This window comes from Vibrio sp. 1401 (assembly GCF_033340295.1).
The window spans coordinates 94,625-110,008 of the sequence record NZ_JAWOWF010000002.1 but is presented as its reverse complement, the minus strand read 5'-3'; the positions used below and the strand labels follow the sequence as shown (position 1 = coordinate 110,008).

Annotated in this window: 11 protein-coding genes and 1 pseudogene; 7 read left to right on the top strand and 5 right to left on the bottom strand. The window is 44.6% G+C overall.

All coding sequences use genetic code 11. From position 1 onward, the window contains the following. Nucleotides 1-18 precede the first annotated feature (18 nt). Nucleotides 19-978 (bottom strand): thioredoxin-disulfide reductase, encoded by a 960-nt coding sequence (gene trxB, locus R7Z77_RS01800; RefSeq protein ID WP_213967382.1) that lies wholly within the window; start codon nt 976-978, stop codon nt 19-21. Nucleotides 979-1,337: 359 nt separating this feature from the next. Here trxB and R7Z77_RS01795 point away from each other — a divergent pair, with 359 nt between their 5' ends. Both R7Z77_RS01795 and R7Z77_RS01790 read left to right on the top strand, forming a co-directional pair. Beyond that, on the top strand, nt 1,338-1,994 hold the full coding sequence (locus R7Z77_RS01795) for a 2OG-Fe dioxygenase family protein (RefSeq protein ID WP_005377989.1): 657 nt from the start codon (nt 1,338-1,340) through the stop codon (nt 1,992-1,994). Then, nucleotides 1,978-3,213, top strand: a complete 1,236-nt coding sequence (locus tag R7Z77_RS01790) for a cysteine desulfurase-like protein (protein ID WP_064353827.1) — start codon at nt 1,978-1,980, stop codon at nt 3,211-3,213. The genes R7Z77_RS01795 and R7Z77_RS01790 overlap by 17 nt, the downstream gene beginning before the upstream one ends. Before the next feature lie 90 nt (nt 3,214-3,303). Here R7Z77_RS01790 and R7Z77_RS01785 read toward each other — a convergent pair whose 3' ends face one another. Next, complete coding sequence (locus R7Z77_RS01785) at nt 3,304-4,128, bottom strand: DUF2797 domain-containing protein (protein ID WP_053303179.1); 825 nt, start codon at nt 4,126-4,128, stop codon at nt 3,304-3,306. A gap of 334 nt (nt 4,129-4,462) precedes the next feature. On the opposite strand from R7Z77_RS01785, the gene R7Z77_RS01780 reads away from it, so the two are divergent. After that, nucleotides 4,463-5,800, top strand: coding sequence for a GGDEF domain-containing protein (locus R7Z77_RS01780; RefSeq protein WP_206957337.1), 1,338 nt, complete (start codon nt 4,463-4,465; stop codon nt 5,798-5,800). A gap of 142 nt (nt 5,801-5,942) precedes the next feature. Here R7Z77_RS01780 and R7Z77_RS01775 read toward each other — a convergent pair whose 3' ends face one another. The 3 genes from R7Z77_RS01775 to R7Z77_RS01765 all read right to left on the bottom strand — a co-directional run bounded on the left by R7Z77_RS01775 (nt 5,943) and on the right by R7Z77_RS01765 (nt 10,110). Further along, nucleotides 5,943-7,313: an SLC13 family permease gene (locus R7Z77_RS01775; protein WP_017634863.1), complete on the bottom strand. Its 1,371-nt coding sequence runs from the start codon at nt 7,311-7,313 to the stop codon at nt 5,943-5,945. Between the two features lie 219 nt (nt 7,314-7,532). Continuing rightward, nucleotides 7,533-8,267, bottom strand: coding sequence for a vancomycin high temperature exclusion protein (locus R7Z77_RS01770; RefSeq protein WP_047100722.1), 735 nt, complete (start codon nt 8,265-8,267; stop codon nt 7,533-7,535). A gap of 154 nt (nt 8,268-8,421) precedes the next feature. Next, nucleotides 8,422-10,110 (bottom strand): NAD-dependent malic enzyme, encoded by a 1,689-nt coding sequence (locus R7Z77_RS01765; RefSeq protein WP_005377977.1) that lies wholly within the window; start codon nt 10,108-10,110, stop codon nt 8,422-8,424. Between the two features lie 180 nt (nt 10,111-10,290). On the opposite strand from R7Z77_RS01765, the pseudogene R7Z77_RS28870 reads away from it, so the two are divergent. The 4 genes and pseudogenes from R7Z77_RS28870 to R7Z77_RS01750 all read left to right on the top strand — a co-directional run. Next, nucleotides 10,291-11,253 (top strand): annotated as a pseudogene (locus R7Z77_RS28870) (helicase-related protein); the annotation flags it as partial. 190 nt (nt 11,254-11,443) lie between these two features. Continuing rightward, complete coding sequence (locus tag R7Z77_RS28865; RefSeq protein WP_369334252.1) at nt 11,444-11,587, top strand: hypothetical protein; 144 nt, start codon at nt 11,444-11,446, stop codon at nt 11,585-11,587. A gap of 1,379 nt (nt 11,588-12,966) precedes the next feature. Next, the gene (locus R7Z77_RS01755) at nt 12,967-13,344 is read left to right on the top strand and encodes a hypothetical protein (RefSeq protein WP_005388859.1); all 378 of its coding nucleotides are present in this window, start codon (nt 12,967-12,969) and stop codon (nt 13,342-13,344) included. A gap of 329 nt (nt 13,345-13,673) precedes the next feature. Then, nucleotides 13,674-15,347 carry an alkaline phosphatase D family protein gene (locus tag R7Z77_RS01750; RefSeq protein WP_213967385.1) on the top strand — a complete coding sequence of 558 codons (1,674 nt, stop codon included), beginning with the start codon at nt 13,674-13,676 and terminating at the stop codon, nt 15,345-15,347. The last annotated feature ends 37 nt before the right edge of the window (nt 15,348-15,384 follow it).

Below are 15,384 nucleotides of genomic sequence, written 5' to 3'. Positions count from 1 at the left end.
TGACACAAATGTGAAAAGTTATTTGTCACCAAGTGAGTCTAAGAAACGTTCAGCATCTAATGCAGCCATACAACCTGTACCTGCAGAGGTGATCGCTTGACGGTAGTTGTGGTCCATTACGTCGCCAGCTGCAAATACACCTTCGATACTAGTTTGTGTTGCGTTGCCTTCAAGACCTGATTGAACGATGATGTAGCCATCTTTCATGTCTACTTGGCCTTCAAAGATTTGTGTGTTTGGCTGGTGGCCAATTGCGATGAATGCACCCATTACATCGATATCTTCTGTCGCACCGCTGTTCACGTCTTTAATGCGGACGCCCGTTACGCCCATATCGTCACCCAGTACTTCATCGAGAGTGCGATCGGTATGAAGAACGATATTACCGCTTTCAACTTTATCCATCAGACGTTTCACAAGGATCTTCTCTGCGCGGAATGAATCGCGGCGGTGGATCAGGTGAACTTCTGACGCAATGTTAGATAGGTATAGCGCTTCTTCAACAGCCGTGTTACCACCGCCCACAACTGCAACTTTCTGATTACGGTAGAAGAAACCGTCACAGGTTGCACAAGCAGAAACGCCGCGACCTTTAAATGCTTCTTCAGACTCAAGGCCAAGGTATTTTGCTGATGCGCCGGTAGATATGATTAAGGCATCACAAGTGTACTCACCTGGGTCGCCTTTTAAACGAAATGGGCGTTGTGATAGATCTACTTCATTGATGTGATCAAATACGATTTCAGTTTCAAAACGCTCGGCGTGTTCTTTCATGCGATCCATCAATGCTGGTCCTGTCAGTCCCTCAGCATCGCCTGGCCAGTTTTCAACTTCAGTTGTGGTGGTTAGCTGACCACCTTGTTGCATTCCCGTCACAAGCACAGGGTTTAAGTTTGCACGCGCTGCGTAGACGGCAGCTGTGTATCCTGCAGGACCAGAACCAAGAATTAATAATTTACAGTGTTTTACGTCGCTCATTATGGCTCCAAAAAGGGCGTAACATTTCCCTCGATTGTATGGAAATTCTTAGTGCTTTAAAAGCATAAACAACGATTGTGATCGAATAATTGGTTATAGATTAGAACCCACTAAATATTGATAGAGAACGTTGACTTCTAGCATAAAATTCTATTCGTAGTAGAGAAGTCTAGTTTCAAATATTGTCAAAGCGTAAAACTGAAACATGGTTCTGTTTTTGTGGTTTGATTTGGTTTGTTATGTCGTTTTCGTCGTTTTGTTGAAGCTATCAACGTTAAAAGCTGGTAATTGCAGAATATTTGCGTAACCTAGTGTGTAAATTAAATGTTAATTAATGTGCCTCATTAAAGGAGCAAATGATGTTACATTCACGTGAGAATACTCTACATTTAACACAGCTCAGCATGGCAGCAATTGAGCAGCTTTCCCCATCGTTTGAAGAACTGCCTCGTACCGAACATGCAGATGGTCAGTATCGACTACGACGTTATTCTGTGGTTGGTTTTGATAACGGCAAAGTCATCGACTTAAATAAAAATAGCTTTGTTCAATCCTCTGATATCAACCGATTTCAAGGTGATGTTGTAAGACAATTCGAGCCAATTGAGAAGGATATTCTTACCAGCGATGGCTTTCGAGAAATGTGTGAATTGTTTGTCAATGCGAATCATCTGCCAAACGGTCAAGAAATAGAAATTCACCAAATCCGTATCAGGGCACTGGAAGAAGAAACCCAAGTAGCACCTGAAGGTGTGCACCAAGACGGTTTTGATCACATTGCAATGGTTGGTGTGGGACGCCATAACATCATCGGTGGCGACATCATGCTGTACAGCAGCCATAACCAAGCCCCATTTTTCCGTAAAGTGCTAGAAACCGGAGAGGTCGCAATCTTGGCTGATAGCAAGCTGTGGCATAACGCGTGCCCAATCCGCTCTGTTATTGATGACGAAGCGGGCCATATGGATGTATTTGTACTCACGGCTACGGATAAGCGTAATGAACTTCAATCTTAATCAGATCAGAGAGCAATTTCCGGCGTTGGCTCAATACCACAACGACAAGCCCGTGACGTTTTTTGATGGTCCAGGTGGCTCACAAGTGCCTCAATCAGTACTAGACAGCATGGTAGGGTATTTAGGTTGTTTCAACGCTAACTTAGGCGGGCATTATTTTTCTAGCCAAGTGACCGTTGACGTAATGCAAAATGCGCGTGAGTCGGCTCAGGCGCTACTTAATGCCCCTTCATCTGGCAATATTGTCTTCGGTGCCAATATGACCTCACTAACCTTTCAGCTTAGTCGCGCGATTAGTCGAGATTGGCAAGCAGGAGATGAGATCATTGTTTCCGCTTTGGATCACTATTCAAATGTATCCAGCTGGCAGCAAGCGGCAGAAGATAAAGGCGTTACGGTTCATCAAGTTCGTATCAACGAAGAAGATTGTACGCTGGATATGGAGCATTTAAGCCGCCTTCTTTCTGATAAAACGCGCCTTGTCGCTGTGACTCATGCATCGAACACGACGGGCTCTATTGTGGATGTACAGCAAGTAGTCAGCATGGCGCACAATGTCGGGGCACAAGTTTATGTGGATGCCGTCCATTATGCGCCTCATCATTTGGTTGATGTTCAAGCGTTAGGTTGTGACTTTTTAGCTTGCTCAGCTTACAAGTTTTTCGGACCGCACGTTGGTATTGCTTACATAGCCGATCAGTGGCTCCACAGTATTCGCCCTTACAAAGTCGAGCCTGCCACTAATATAGGTCCAGGTCGATTTGAAACAGGAACGCAAAGTTTTGAAGGTCTTGCTGGTGTCGTTTCTGCGGTTGAGTATCTGGCTCAATTTGGTGAAGTCGGTTTACCTCTTCGCCAACGGTTGGAGCAAAGTTACCAACTGTATGAACAACATGAGCAGCGCTTGAGTGAGCGTTTCTTACAGCGTTTGAATGCATTAGATGGTGTCAATCTATTCGGTATCGCAAAGGAAGATAGCCAACTCCGCACGCCAACTTTTGCGCTAACGTTTGGCCGATATTCTCCAGAGTTCATCGCGAAAACACTGGGTGAACATAACATTTGTGTATGGAATGGTCACTTTTATGCGTTGGGCTTAGTTCGTCAACTTGGTTTAGAAGAATCGGGTGGTGTAGTGCGAATTGGTTGTATGCATTACAACACAATAGAAGAAGTCGATATGTTATTCGATGTGCTAGAAAGCATCCTTGACGCATAACTAACGATTTCTTCCTAATAGAAAAACAAAAGCTCGAGTCAAACTCGAGCTTTTTTCGTTTTTATTTGAATCAACGCGTTCTGCAAGCGATTACGCACTAACTTCAACTTCATAGGAAGTGAATTTTCTTACATTAATAACGCCAGTATCAAAGATGAGGTATTGACCTTTGATGCCTTGCAAAGTGCCAGTAACAACCGGGTTTTTATCGAAGTTATGCGAAGTGATCTTCGTTGGGTGCTGTTGTACCGGGTAGCTAAGGTCGGTAATGCTTTCGTTTAATACTTCAATGGCATCTTCGCCGAATTGCTGTTTTATCTCGGCAATTTTCTCTTCGACTAAAGGCAATAGCTCAGCAAAACGGTCCTGCAATGCCATAGGTTCACCGTCACCTTTAAGCAGTGTGCGCCAATTGGTCTTGTCTGCGATATGTTTCGCCAGTTCAACTTCAATTAAACCGGAGATATGGCGAGTTTTTACTTTAAAAATTGGCAAGCCCTGAGTCGCGCCTTGGTCAATCCAACGAGTCGGGATTTGAGTATGACGAGTAATACCAACTTTTAAGCTGGATGTGTTGGACAGGTAGACAAAGTGATCCACCATGCAATTCTCTTCACCCCATTGTGGTTCGCGACAAGTCCCTTGATCGTAGTGGCAGGTCTCTGGCTTCATGATACACATGTCGCAGCTTGCTAGCTTTTTCATGCATACAAAACAGTGGCCTTGCGAATAACTCTTTTTCGTTTTCTTTCCACATGAGCAACAAAAAATATTGCCAGTGTGAGTCAGTGTGAGCGTTTTACCCAGAAACGGAGTTAAGTCGATTTCTTCCTCACCGACAGGAAGACGGTAATTGACGGCACCGTCCAGAGAAGCACGCATTTTGTTTAGCGTGCCAGTTGCAATTAATGACATGACATTACTCATTATTGTGTTTTTGCACAGTATATACTGAAGTGGAGAAGAGATGCAGGGTTGACAGGAGCTTTAAAGTAAATGTCTTTCACTAAATTATTATGCATCGTGTTTTATTTTCTAAAAATTATGGCTGTGAAATGCTTCGCAAATAGAAGTTGGGCTGCACTTTTTAGAAATTTTAAAACGTGATAACGGTTCAAAATCCGTTACTATGTGTCGAAACTAAGAATTGAATGAAAAAGCGATTTTATTTCTTGATAAATTACCTTGATTTCATTTTTTGAAATTATTGAACCCCACGTATTGTATAATCTCAGCAGGTCACTTGCCCATGAAGTGGATCCATAACTTTATCTTTGCTCTTTCTATTTGCACTATCAGTTTGGTTGCCCTTTATAGTGTGCTTGGCGATACGCGAAAGCTGACCATTACACCTGAGCATTTCAATATCTATGCAACTAAAGATGCCAGTGAAGGAGGTGTGAGTGAGGCAGATATCACATACGATCGGCAAAGCCTAGTTCTTAGCTGTGAACTAAAGCAGAGCTCGTATGCTTGGCCTTATTGCGGAATCTCGGTTTATACCGATTCAGCAACGCCAACACAGGGTATTGACCTTTCCAACTACCATACGATTCGATTGAAGGTGCGATATGAAGAGGCAGGAATAGGGGCTAACCCTAGCCACGACCTACGTTTGTATCTTCGCAATTATAATTCTGAGTATTCCAAGCCGGACGACGAGTACACCATTAAATATAATGGCATGCAGTTTTCTCCATCGGGTTCGAGCGATATTGTCGAAATTCCGATTAAAAATCTTCAGGTGATGACCTGGTGGTTAGTAGATAACGGAGTCGCGATTGAACACTCCGCACCTGAATTTTCAAACATCACACGTATTGATATTGCAACTGGGTCTGGTGCGGCACTTGGTAAACATAGAATTGTGATTGATAAAATTGAGTTTGAAGGCGCTTACCTTGCGCAAGAAACATTGTTGTATGCATTATTAATCTCTTGGATGGCGCTTGGACTGGCTTTTTCTCTGCATGAGTTACGAAAAAATAGAGTGGCTTATGAAAAAGCGCAAAAGCGTCACCGTCATTTGGAAAAGGTGAATAATACTTTGCGAGCTCAAAACTATGAGTTTGCAGAGTTAGCGCATCGAGATGCTTTGACGGGCGCGATGAACCGATATGCTGTGCAACACTGGCTGGAACAACAATCTCGTCAGGTTCGCTGGGGGCATAACACCTTCAGTATTCTCTATTTGGACTTGGATAAGTTTAAAAAGGTGAACGACAAGTTTGGGCACCAAATGGGGGATGACATATTGCGCGAATTTGTCATGGTGGTAGCGACTTCTATTTACTCAGACGATCGACTCGTTCGTTGGGGCGGCGAAGAGTTTGTCGTATTTTGCCCTGATACCAATATTGAACAAGCGTTAGAGAAGGCAGAAATGATTCGCAAAAATGTGGAGGATCATTTGTGGGTGCACGGTGAATCATTAACTTGCAGTATTGGCGTTGCCCAAATGCAGAATGAACGCGTCTCAGAAACCATGGCGAGAGCTGACGAAGTGTTGTATCAGGCGAAGCGCAATGGTCGCAACCGAGTGGAAGCTCATTATGGTTTACTTGCTTGCGAAAAGAAGCAAGCCTGATAGCCGTTCACTAAAAGGAAAGAAAAAAGGTGGCCAACTGGCCACCAAGAGGGAAACTGCTGAACACCACTTAGGGGGGAAGTTTGGGTTATCGATACGATTACCGTGAGCAGCAGTGTAGTGCTAATCGAACTTGCTATTTTTACCAGAACAACCAAGCGAAAAGCGTTAGTGCAGCAATACAGGCAATGTTTAATACGAAACCAATTCGCATCATTTCTTTTTGCTTGATATGACCCGTACCGAACACAATCGCGTTTGGAGGTGTTGCAACAGGTAACATAAATGCACAAGATGCAGCGACGGCAATCAGTGCAGAGAGAATAACCGGAGACATGCCTAAGGCTTCTGCAATGGTCGCAAATACAGGGACAAGTAGCGCAGCACTGGCGGTGTTACTCGCAAACTCAGTTAAGAAGACAACAAAAGCAACCACTGCAAGAATCGTTAAGAGAATACCGGCTTGCTCAAGGAAGCCTGACAAGCTATGAGCTAAAAATACGCTTGTTCCGGTTGCTTTTAGGACGTTACTCAGACAGATACCACCACCAAATAGGATTAACACACCCCAGTCGGTTGTTTTCTCAATATCTTTCCACTCGACGGCGCGAGAAGCACCAAGTAGAAGGATGGCGCCAATAGCTACAAGAGTATCGAACTTCGCGAAGCCACCCAGCATAGCGTTAATAGGCTTACTGAATATCCACAACGTCACGGTCAGTAAGAAAATCGCCAACGTAATCATTTTGCCGTTTGTCCATTCGACTGGTTGATGGTCAAGGTCAAACTTGTGGCTAAGGTCAGGCTTAGTCATCGTGTACAATACGAGGATAGCGATTGGCATTAATACTAGGGAAATAGGTACACCAAACTTCATCCATTCAGTGAAGCTAAGGCCAACTTCAGCTGCTGCAATTGCGTTTGGTGGGCTACCAACCAGTGTTGCAATACCACCAATTGAAGCACTGTAAGCGATACCGAGTAGAACAAACAAAAAGGTGTTGTGGTTTTTCTTAGCGTCTAGCTTTGTCATCACACCCAGCACAAGCGGTAACATCATCGCGGCGGTGGCGGTGTTTGAAATCCACATTGACAGGCCAGCACTCACACCAAATAGCATGAATACAGCGACAGACATTTTTCCTCTTGCCAGCAATAGTACTTTATCTGCAATAGCTTGATCTAACTTTTGTTTATGTAGAGCCGCAGCTAGTGCAAAACCACCCAAAAATAGAAAAATGATGGAGTTGGAAAAGTTATTCAGTGCGGCTTGAGTGTTGAACACACCCAAAAATACCGCAAGTAGTGGTATGAGCAGCGCAGTAATGCTGACGTGAATCGCTTCGGTTAGCCACAAAATAGCAACAAAAACTAAGATGCTCAGGCCGGTTACTACTTGTGGCTCAAAGGGTAAGGTATTAAACAAGATAATGAACAATAGGATATTCGCGTTCAAAATCATGCTGTTGCGAGTGAAGAACCAATTCTTCAATGTCACAGCGAGTGCGGTCATGGGTAGTGCTCCTTTTGCATTGCCTTTTGTCGGTTTTTTTATGGCAAAGTAACTGACTTGTAGTTATTTATTGATGAAATGTTACTTTGAATGCGAAAAAGAGTTTTGCCTGAATCGTAGAGCAAATTAGAAAGTGTGATGTTGAGAATTGGAAATGGGTAGAAAACTACCCATTTGTTTTATAGAAATGTTACTAGGCTTGTGAGCCACGTTATTCCTCTATTCGACGGGGACTTGAAGAGGCTCGTTAGCTGCTTTATTTGGCTCTTTTACTGCGACGATAGGTTCTTGAGGGCCAAGAAACTTAGGCTGCGTATTGATAATATACAGGTCTAAAAACGCTTTCACACGGGCTAGCAGTTCTCGAACACGCATCGATGTTTTTTGCTTGTTGGCCGTCGGCCCTGCTACCGCGAGACACTGCGCATCAATGCTGTAAGCATTAGCGATGAACAGTGCGCGTTCACAGTGAAAGCGCTGAGTCACAATCAGAAATCGCTCCGAAGCAAAAATTTTTTTCGCTCGTACAATCGAATCTAAGGTACGAAAGCCAGCATAATCAAGGTGAATCACTTCTTCAGGCACGCCTGCTTTAAGTAAGTCGCGTTTCATTGTCCACGGTTCGTTGTATGAACGGTGGGCGTTATCACCACTCAATAAAAACTGTTTTACTTTGCCTTGGTTGTAAAGCTCAATCGCCGCATTAATGCGATGAGTGTAGTAAGTGTTGAGGATCTTTCCGATGTATTTACTGGTACCAAGAACTACGGCAACCTCATGTTGAGGGATTTGCTCGTATTCAGTGAAAATGCTCTCTTTGGCTTGTAAAACCACCCATCGGTCGATGGCAATAACAGAAACAAGCAGACTAAGTGCAGAGATCGACAAAATCAAAGCAAATCGCTTCCAGGAAAATTTCAGCTTCCACTTTGATCTTATGCGAGAAAACAACAAAACGTTTTATATCCTTAACTAAAAATGTAGTTCTCATCATATCTGATAGAAACAAAAAGAGAGAAGCCCATTTATGCCAAAATCTGGTTAGGATGATAAAAAAATAAAAGCCCCTACATGGTAGGGGCTAATTATTAAACGAATTGTCTCAAGCTTAGAACGCAGTGCGTTTGTAGCGGCGGTAAACAGGTTGCCAGAACGACTGTTCAATCGCCACGTTCAATGCTTCATCAGTAATTTCTAATGCGACACCTTGTTCAATTGCCTTTTTACCAACGGCAAATGCGATTTTTTTCGATACTAAGTGGATCTCTTCCAGTGGTGGAAGTAGTGCCCCACGACCGTTGATTGCTAGAGGAGAACATGTTGCTAGCGCGCGGCTTGATTCCATTAGCATCTCGTCAGTGACACGTTTTGCATTGACAGCAAGTACACCAAGGCCAATGCCTGGGAAGATGTAGCTGTTGTTACATTGTGCAATAGGGTAAGTGCGACCTTCATGAACCACTGGCTCAAATGGGCTACCTGTTGCAACCAGTGCTTCACCATTTGTCCAACGAATGATGTCGTTCGGTGTCGCTTCCACGCGGCTTGTTGGGTTCGACAATGGGAAGACAATCGGACGCTTACAGTGTTTATGCATTTCTTCGATGACTTCTTGGCTAAATAGGCCAGGCGCACCAGAAACACCAATTAGTACCGTTGGCTTGGCGTTACGCATAACATCGAGTAGTGAGAAGCCATTTCCTTCATTTTCCCACTCTTTCGTATTGGTATGCTTTTGCACCAAGCGTTGTTGGAAATCAAGAAGGTTAGGCATGCCTTCTTGTAACAGACCCCAACGGTCAACCATGTAAACTTGTGAGCGAGCTTGCTCGTCAGAAATTCCTTCCGATACCATTTGTGCGATGATCGCTTCTGCGATACCACAACCAGCAGACCCTGCGCCTAGGAAGGTAATACGTTGTTTAGAAAGCTGAGTTCCTGCTGCTTTACAGGCGGCAAGTAGAGAGCCAACAGTAACAGCTGCAGTACCCTGAATATCATCATTGAAGCAACACACGCGGTCTTTGTAACGCTCTAGAAGAGGCATCGCATTTTTCTGAGCAAAGTCTTCGAACTGGATCAAAGCATCAGGCCAACGGCGCTGTACCGCTTGGATAAACTCTTCTACAAATGCATCGTATTCTGCACCCGTAATACGAGGATGACGCCAACCCATGTACATCGGATCAGCTAAGCGTTGCGGGTTATTGGTACCCACATCAAGCACGATTGGTAGCGTGTAAGCAGGGCTGATACCACCACACGCGGTATATAGTGACAGTTTACCGATAGGAATACCCATGCCGCCGATACCTTGGTCACCCAAGCCAAGGATACGTTCTCCATCTGTCACAACAATCACTTTAACGTTGTGGTTTGCTGCGTTGTTCAGCAAGTCGTCAATACGGTCACGGTTCGGGTATGAAATGAACAGACCGCGACCACGACGGTAAATGTTAGAGAAGTTTTCACATGCTGCGCCAACAGTCGGCGTGTAGATGATAGGCATCATCTCAGAAATGTGATTTTGCACTAGGCGGTAATACAATGTTTCGTTGGTGTCTTGGATATTACGCAGATAAATGTGTTTATCCATATCGCTTTCGAAACTTTTGTATTGCTGGTAGGCACGTTCCACCTGCTCTTGGATAGTTTCGGTCGACTCTGGAAGCAGACCTTCTAAGTTGAATGAACTACGTTCTTCAGCAGAGAATGCACTGCCTTTGTTCAAAAGAGGGGTTGCTAAAAGAGCCGGACCCGCATATGGAATATATAGTGGGCGTTTATCGTTGTTCATTGGGTGCCTTATGTAGGGTTGAAGGATGCGCACCAAATTTTAACGGGTTCACTATTTAGTTGTAAACATGCGTTGATGCACATCAATGTAATGTCGCAAAAAAATTCAGATACCGACTAAAATATCGGCAATATTGGTTGTTTAGAGATACCTAAAGCAGGATTTTTTTACTTGGGTATAATGTTTTGCATCATCAAATCAAATCCAATTTCTATGTTTCAACTACCTATCGACAGCCTGCAAGCTGAGTTTGACCATCATGTAAGGCTTAACCATCTTGTGGTGGAAGCCGAAACCGGGTCGGGTAAATCTACCCGCTTGCCCATGTGGGCGGCAAAACACGGACGCGTTCTGGTTATTGAACCACGTCGAATTGCTTGTACCTCGCTGGCTGAATTTCTTGCGGAGCAATCTGGAGAGCCAATAGCTCGCAAAGTCGGTTACGCGATCAAGCTTCATGCCTACTTTGATGAAAAAACCGAAGTTGTATTTGTGACTCCGGGGGTTGCACTGCGTTGGTTTTCGGAAAACAAGCTAGCAGACTTTGATGTCGTGATAGTGGACGAATTTCACGAGCGACGCTGGGATATTGATCTATTAACCGCCATTTTGAAGCAAGAAAATCAACATCGATTGATCGTCACTTCTGCTACCTTAGAAGGCGAAAAGCTTGCTCGTTACCTGAATGCTAAGCGTCTGCGTTCGGAGGGACGTTGCTTTCCAGTCACGGTGACACATCGTTCTACAGACAGCCGCTATTTACCGAACAAAAAGGGATGTGAACAGGAGGTTGTCGGAGCGGTAAAAGAAGCTCTGGAAGATGAAGATGGCGATATTCTTGTTTTTCTCCCAGGACGTAAAGAGATCGCCCAATGCGCGCAGATGCTACAAAGCAGCAGTGATGTCATGGTGGTTAAACTTCATGCCTCGGTCAGTGATGAAGAACGACATCGTGCGCTGACGGTACAAAAGCAACGGAAAGTCGTATTGGCAACCAACGTCGCGGAAACCTCTCTGACCATTCCTAATATCCGTGTGGTAATCGATAGTGGTTTAGAGCGCAGAACTGTACAACGAAATGGACGTACAGCACTGACATTAACCAACATTTCTAAGGCCAGTGCCGCGCAGCGAATGGGGCGAGCAGGTCGCGTTACCGAAGGGGCTTGTATTCGTCTATATGGTGAGCACGCGCCTTTAGAGTTGGTGACACCTCCAGAATTACACAGAGAAGAGCTCGTCGAGCCCATGCTGGCAGCGGCTTGTTGTGGGTACCGTCTCTCAACACTCGATTTTCTCGACTCAATTCCCCCAAAGTCGCTAGAGGCATCTCATTCGACATTGTTATCTATGCAAGCGATTGATGAGGATGGCAATGTCACGCAGCACGGGAGAAAAGTATATCCACTACCTATTGATGCACTGTTTGCCGATCTCGTTACCAGAATTCAAGCGAAGCCAGAGAAGGAAGCAATGATTGATTTGGCTGCCGCCTTATCTGTGCCTGCGCAGCTCTATCAGCGACAAAGTGGTGAAGTCGCTGAGCTTCTATCTCAAGATGAGCCATACGGATGTGATGCCTCTTTACTGATCCGTTTGGTTCGGGGGGAGCAACTCTCAGGCATTATCATTGATGCTAGCGCGCTCGAAGAGGCACAAGGTTTAGCGAAACAAATGCGAGAAGTGTTTGAATTGCCGGAACTTGACGTTGCCTCTCGATATAAACGTGAAGCGCTCTTTTTCTCCATCGCCTCATTGCACCCTGAGCTTGTGTTTGTCCGACGATCTCGTCGAAGGGATGCTCTAGGAAATGGCGTAGTCGAGATGCTGGTTGGGCGTAACAGCCGCTTTCCTGATAAAGAAGAAGCGGCCATCGTGCTAGATAGCCATAGCGTGCCAGGACGAGGTGTTAAGCAAACACTAAACCTCGCATCGGTTATGATGCCTATCCCGCTGACGTTATTACGCGAACTTGAGCTAGGGGAGTGGCAACAAGGTGAGACGAATTATGAAGAAGAGACGCCAAGAGCAACAATGCACTTGGTCTACGCCGGGCGAACAATCTGTACTGAACATCAAGCGTTAAAAGGTGATGTTGCTGTTCAGTCTATTGTCGAAATGATAGAAGACGAGACACTGTTACCAGGTTTTGCTTCTCAAAGAAAACAGCAAATCCAACACTGGAAACTCTACAACGCATTGGGCCTTAATGTCGAAGGAGAAGAGGTTAACGACTTGGGCTCCTTGACATTTTCTAGCTGGTTAAAGGATCAGTTGGAAACATTAGGCGTTGAAAACATCGATGATATGGCGTTGTTTGAACCAGAAGACTTAACATTTAACGGTGTTCCAGAATGGGAATACGACGATTTCACGGAGCAGTACCCTTTAGAACTTTCGCTGCCAGAACTCCAACTAGATGTCGAGTATTACGCGTCTCGCAAGCTGGTACAGGTCGTTTATCGAGAGGGAAACCGTAAGGGAGACCCGAAGCGTTGGGAGCTGCCACGTTGGGCGGGTTGGAAGATACAGTATAAAAAGGCCAGTCGAGTGATTGATGTAAAGTAGATCGGCGGATGACGTTGTGACAAGAATTGATATTTTCTTGGTGAATCTATAATAATTTCATATTGATAGCGTTACTTGCGTGTTGTTTTTAGTTTCTTAATTGAAATATTAATCAATTGAATGCTTATATATAGCGAAGCTGTACATCAGTTGTTACAAAGCTGGTTTTAATATTTCCTTTTGTATGTAAATTAGGGCATAAAAGACGAATGTTTTATATCCCATTGCTATATCAAAACAGTTGAACGATATTTGGTATATCTCATTTTCGAGTGTCGGGGGCATAGAATGGATCAACAAGGAAAGACGTGCATTGAATTCGACTACACTAGCTTTTTAGGAGCGACAGGTAGTAAAAAATGGACCTTTTTAGAGGCATTTGCCACCATCGCGCCTATTTTCGGTTTGATGTGGAAACAGAACATTGCGGAATTGCGCAAGCCTGAAGATCGGTTGTGGGATGCCGCATTAAAATCGATGTCTTCTCGTAAAAGTGATGAATCCAATTTGGTCCGCTTAACCCAGCTAGCTAAACATGAAGGGATCAATGAATTGCGAGTCGTTATGCCATATTCGCTCGATGTTCAGCAAATCGAGTACATAGAATCTCGCAGTCAGTTGAAGGTGGATACGTCAGAACAAGATGTCCTTAACATCAAGTTTTAGGCTGAGCATTTCCACTTCATCGATGTACCACTTAACAATAGTGCAATGAAAAGCGACCTCAAAGTAGGTCGCTTTTTTATTTTGAGGTTTTTGTCACAGGTCTTGGAAGTGTGATGAATATAGAGTATTTGCACTTAAATTAACAAAAATGTAACGTTTGGAAATGCAATTGTCATAACTAGCTTCTAACTTTGTGCTTTTAGGACAAATTACCGACTAAGTGGTTGGTACTGTAAGTTCGAATTAACGTCCCTTATTGGCACACAAGGATGATTGAGTCACCACGTCATTTGGGCATAAAAACAAACACAATAAGAAAGGAAGTCAATATGTCTTTGTCTCGTCGAGACTTTATGAAAGCTGCCTCTTCAACGGCGATTGTTACCGGGCTGGTGGGCTGTGGTAGCGATGCTAGTGAATCTGTTGCGGTTACCTTTGAGCACGGAGTGGCGAGTGGAGATCCTACTCAAACACAAGTAATCATTTGGACTCGTGTTACAACCTCAGCGAGCTACGCAGATGTAAGCTGGCAAGTTTCATCTAACGAAAATTTTACTGATATCGTGCAAAGTGGCACTTTTGCCACAGACACGAGCCGAGATTTCACGGTAAAAGTTGATGTTCAAAACCTCAACGCAAATTCTCGCTACTACTATCGATTCATGGTTGGAGATGTCACTAGCGAAGTCGGGCAAACTCAAACATTACCAGAGGGTGGTGTAGAAAAGGCATCCATGGCCGTTGTTTCTTGCGCAAACTATCCTGCTGGTTATTTCCATGTGTATCGAGAGATCTTAAATCAACATGAGCAAGAACCGTTTGATGTGGTACTTCATCTCGGTGATTACATTTATGAGTATGGGGCTGGTGGCTACGCTAGTGAAGATGCTGAGGCACTAGGGCGAGAGCCAAGCAAAGGCACTGAATGCATTACCTTAGATGATTACCGAAAACGGTATGCGCAATATCGCCAAGATGCTGATCTGCAAGCGTTACATGCGAGCCTACCAATGATTGCAGTCTGGGATGACCATGAGCTTGCAAATGATAGTTGGAAAAATGGTGCGGAAAACCATCAAGAAGAGGAAGGCCGCTTTAATGATCGTCGTGCAGCTGCGGCTGCCGCGTGGACAGAATGGTTGCCCGTTCGTGAAAACACTTTCTCAAACATGCTGATTTACCGTCAGTTTTCGTTTGGAAGTTTAGTCAATTTGATGATGCTCGACACGCGACTTGTGGGGCGTGATAAACCGTTGGATTATTTCTCGTTCAGCTCACCAACGATGGAAGCTATTGGCGGTTTAGTTGCCCAGTCGCGCAGTCAAGACCGAGAGCTGTTAGGCGGTGACCAACTCGCTTGGCTGATGGATGCGTTCAGTACGCACGACGCAACTTGGAATGTGCTAGGGCAACAAGTGTTAATGTCTCGTATGGAGTTGCCAAGTTCGGTTATGACCGCGATGTTTCAATTGTTTACTGCCACTGAAGAACAAAAAACAGAGGCGTTATTAGCGGTAAACTCTGCGATTACGGGTTATCTCTCTGACCCAAGTTTAGATACCATTGCTTTGCCATATAACCTAGATGCATGGGATGGTTACTACGTTGAGCGAGAGAACGTTTATCAACTGGCCAAAGCCAGCAGTGGTAACTTTGTCTGTTTGGCAGGAGATACGCACAATGCATGGGCAAGTGAGCTTAAAGACGTATCTAAGCATCCTATCGGGGTAGAGTTTGCGACTAGCTCTGTGAGTTCCCCTGGGTTAGAAGCCTACCTCGCGTTAGACCCTGTTGCGATCACTCAAATGGAATACACGCTGCCGCACTTAGTGTCAGAATTACAGTGGGCAGACATCAAACAGCGTGGCTTTATGCGCGTTACTTTTACGCCCGACAAGGCAGAGGCGACCTGGTATTTCGTATCAACGATTAAAGACAAAACATATCAGGTGACGACCAAGTCAGCCTCTACAACAGATGGCACTACGTTAAATATCGGCTAAACTGAGCCTAATACGAAAAAAGTCCGCAAGCTAGTGC

Coding starts and splice junctions, on each gene's coding strand:
- trxB (WP_213967382.1), bottom strand. CDS start 978: ATGAGCGACGTAAAACACTGTAAATTATTAATTCTTGGTTCTGGTCCT.
- R7Z77_RS01795 (WP_005377989.1), top strand. CDS start 1,338: ATGTTACATTCACGTGAGAATACTCTACATTTAACACAGCTCAGCATG.
- R7Z77_RS01790 (WP_064353827.1), top strand. CDS start 1,978: ATGAACTTCAATCTTAATCAGATCAGAGAGCAATTTCCGGCGTTGGCT.
- R7Z77_RS01785 (WP_053303179.1), bottom strand. CDS start 4,128: ATGTCATTAATTGCAACTGGCACGCTAAACAAAATGCGTGCTTCTCTG.
- R7Z77_RS01780 (WP_206957337.1), top strand. CDS start 4,463: ATGAAGTGGATCCATAACTTTATCTTTGCTCTTTCTATTTGCACTATC.
- R7Z77_RS01775 (WP_017634863.1), bottom strand. CDS start 7,313: ATGACCGCACTCGCTGTGACATTGAAGAATTGGTTCTTCACTCGCAAC.
- R7Z77_RS01765 (WP_005377977.1), bottom strand. CDS start 10,110: ATGAACAACGATAAACGCCCACTATATATTCCATATGCGGGTCCGGCT.
- R7Z77_RS01755 (WP_005388859.1), top strand. CDS start 12,967: ATGGATCAACAAGGAAAGACGTGCATTGAATTCGACTACACTAGCTTT.
- R7Z77_RS01750 (WP_213967385.1), top strand. CDS start 13,674: ATGTCTTTGTCTCGTCGAGACTTTATGAAAGCTGCCTCTTCAACGGCG.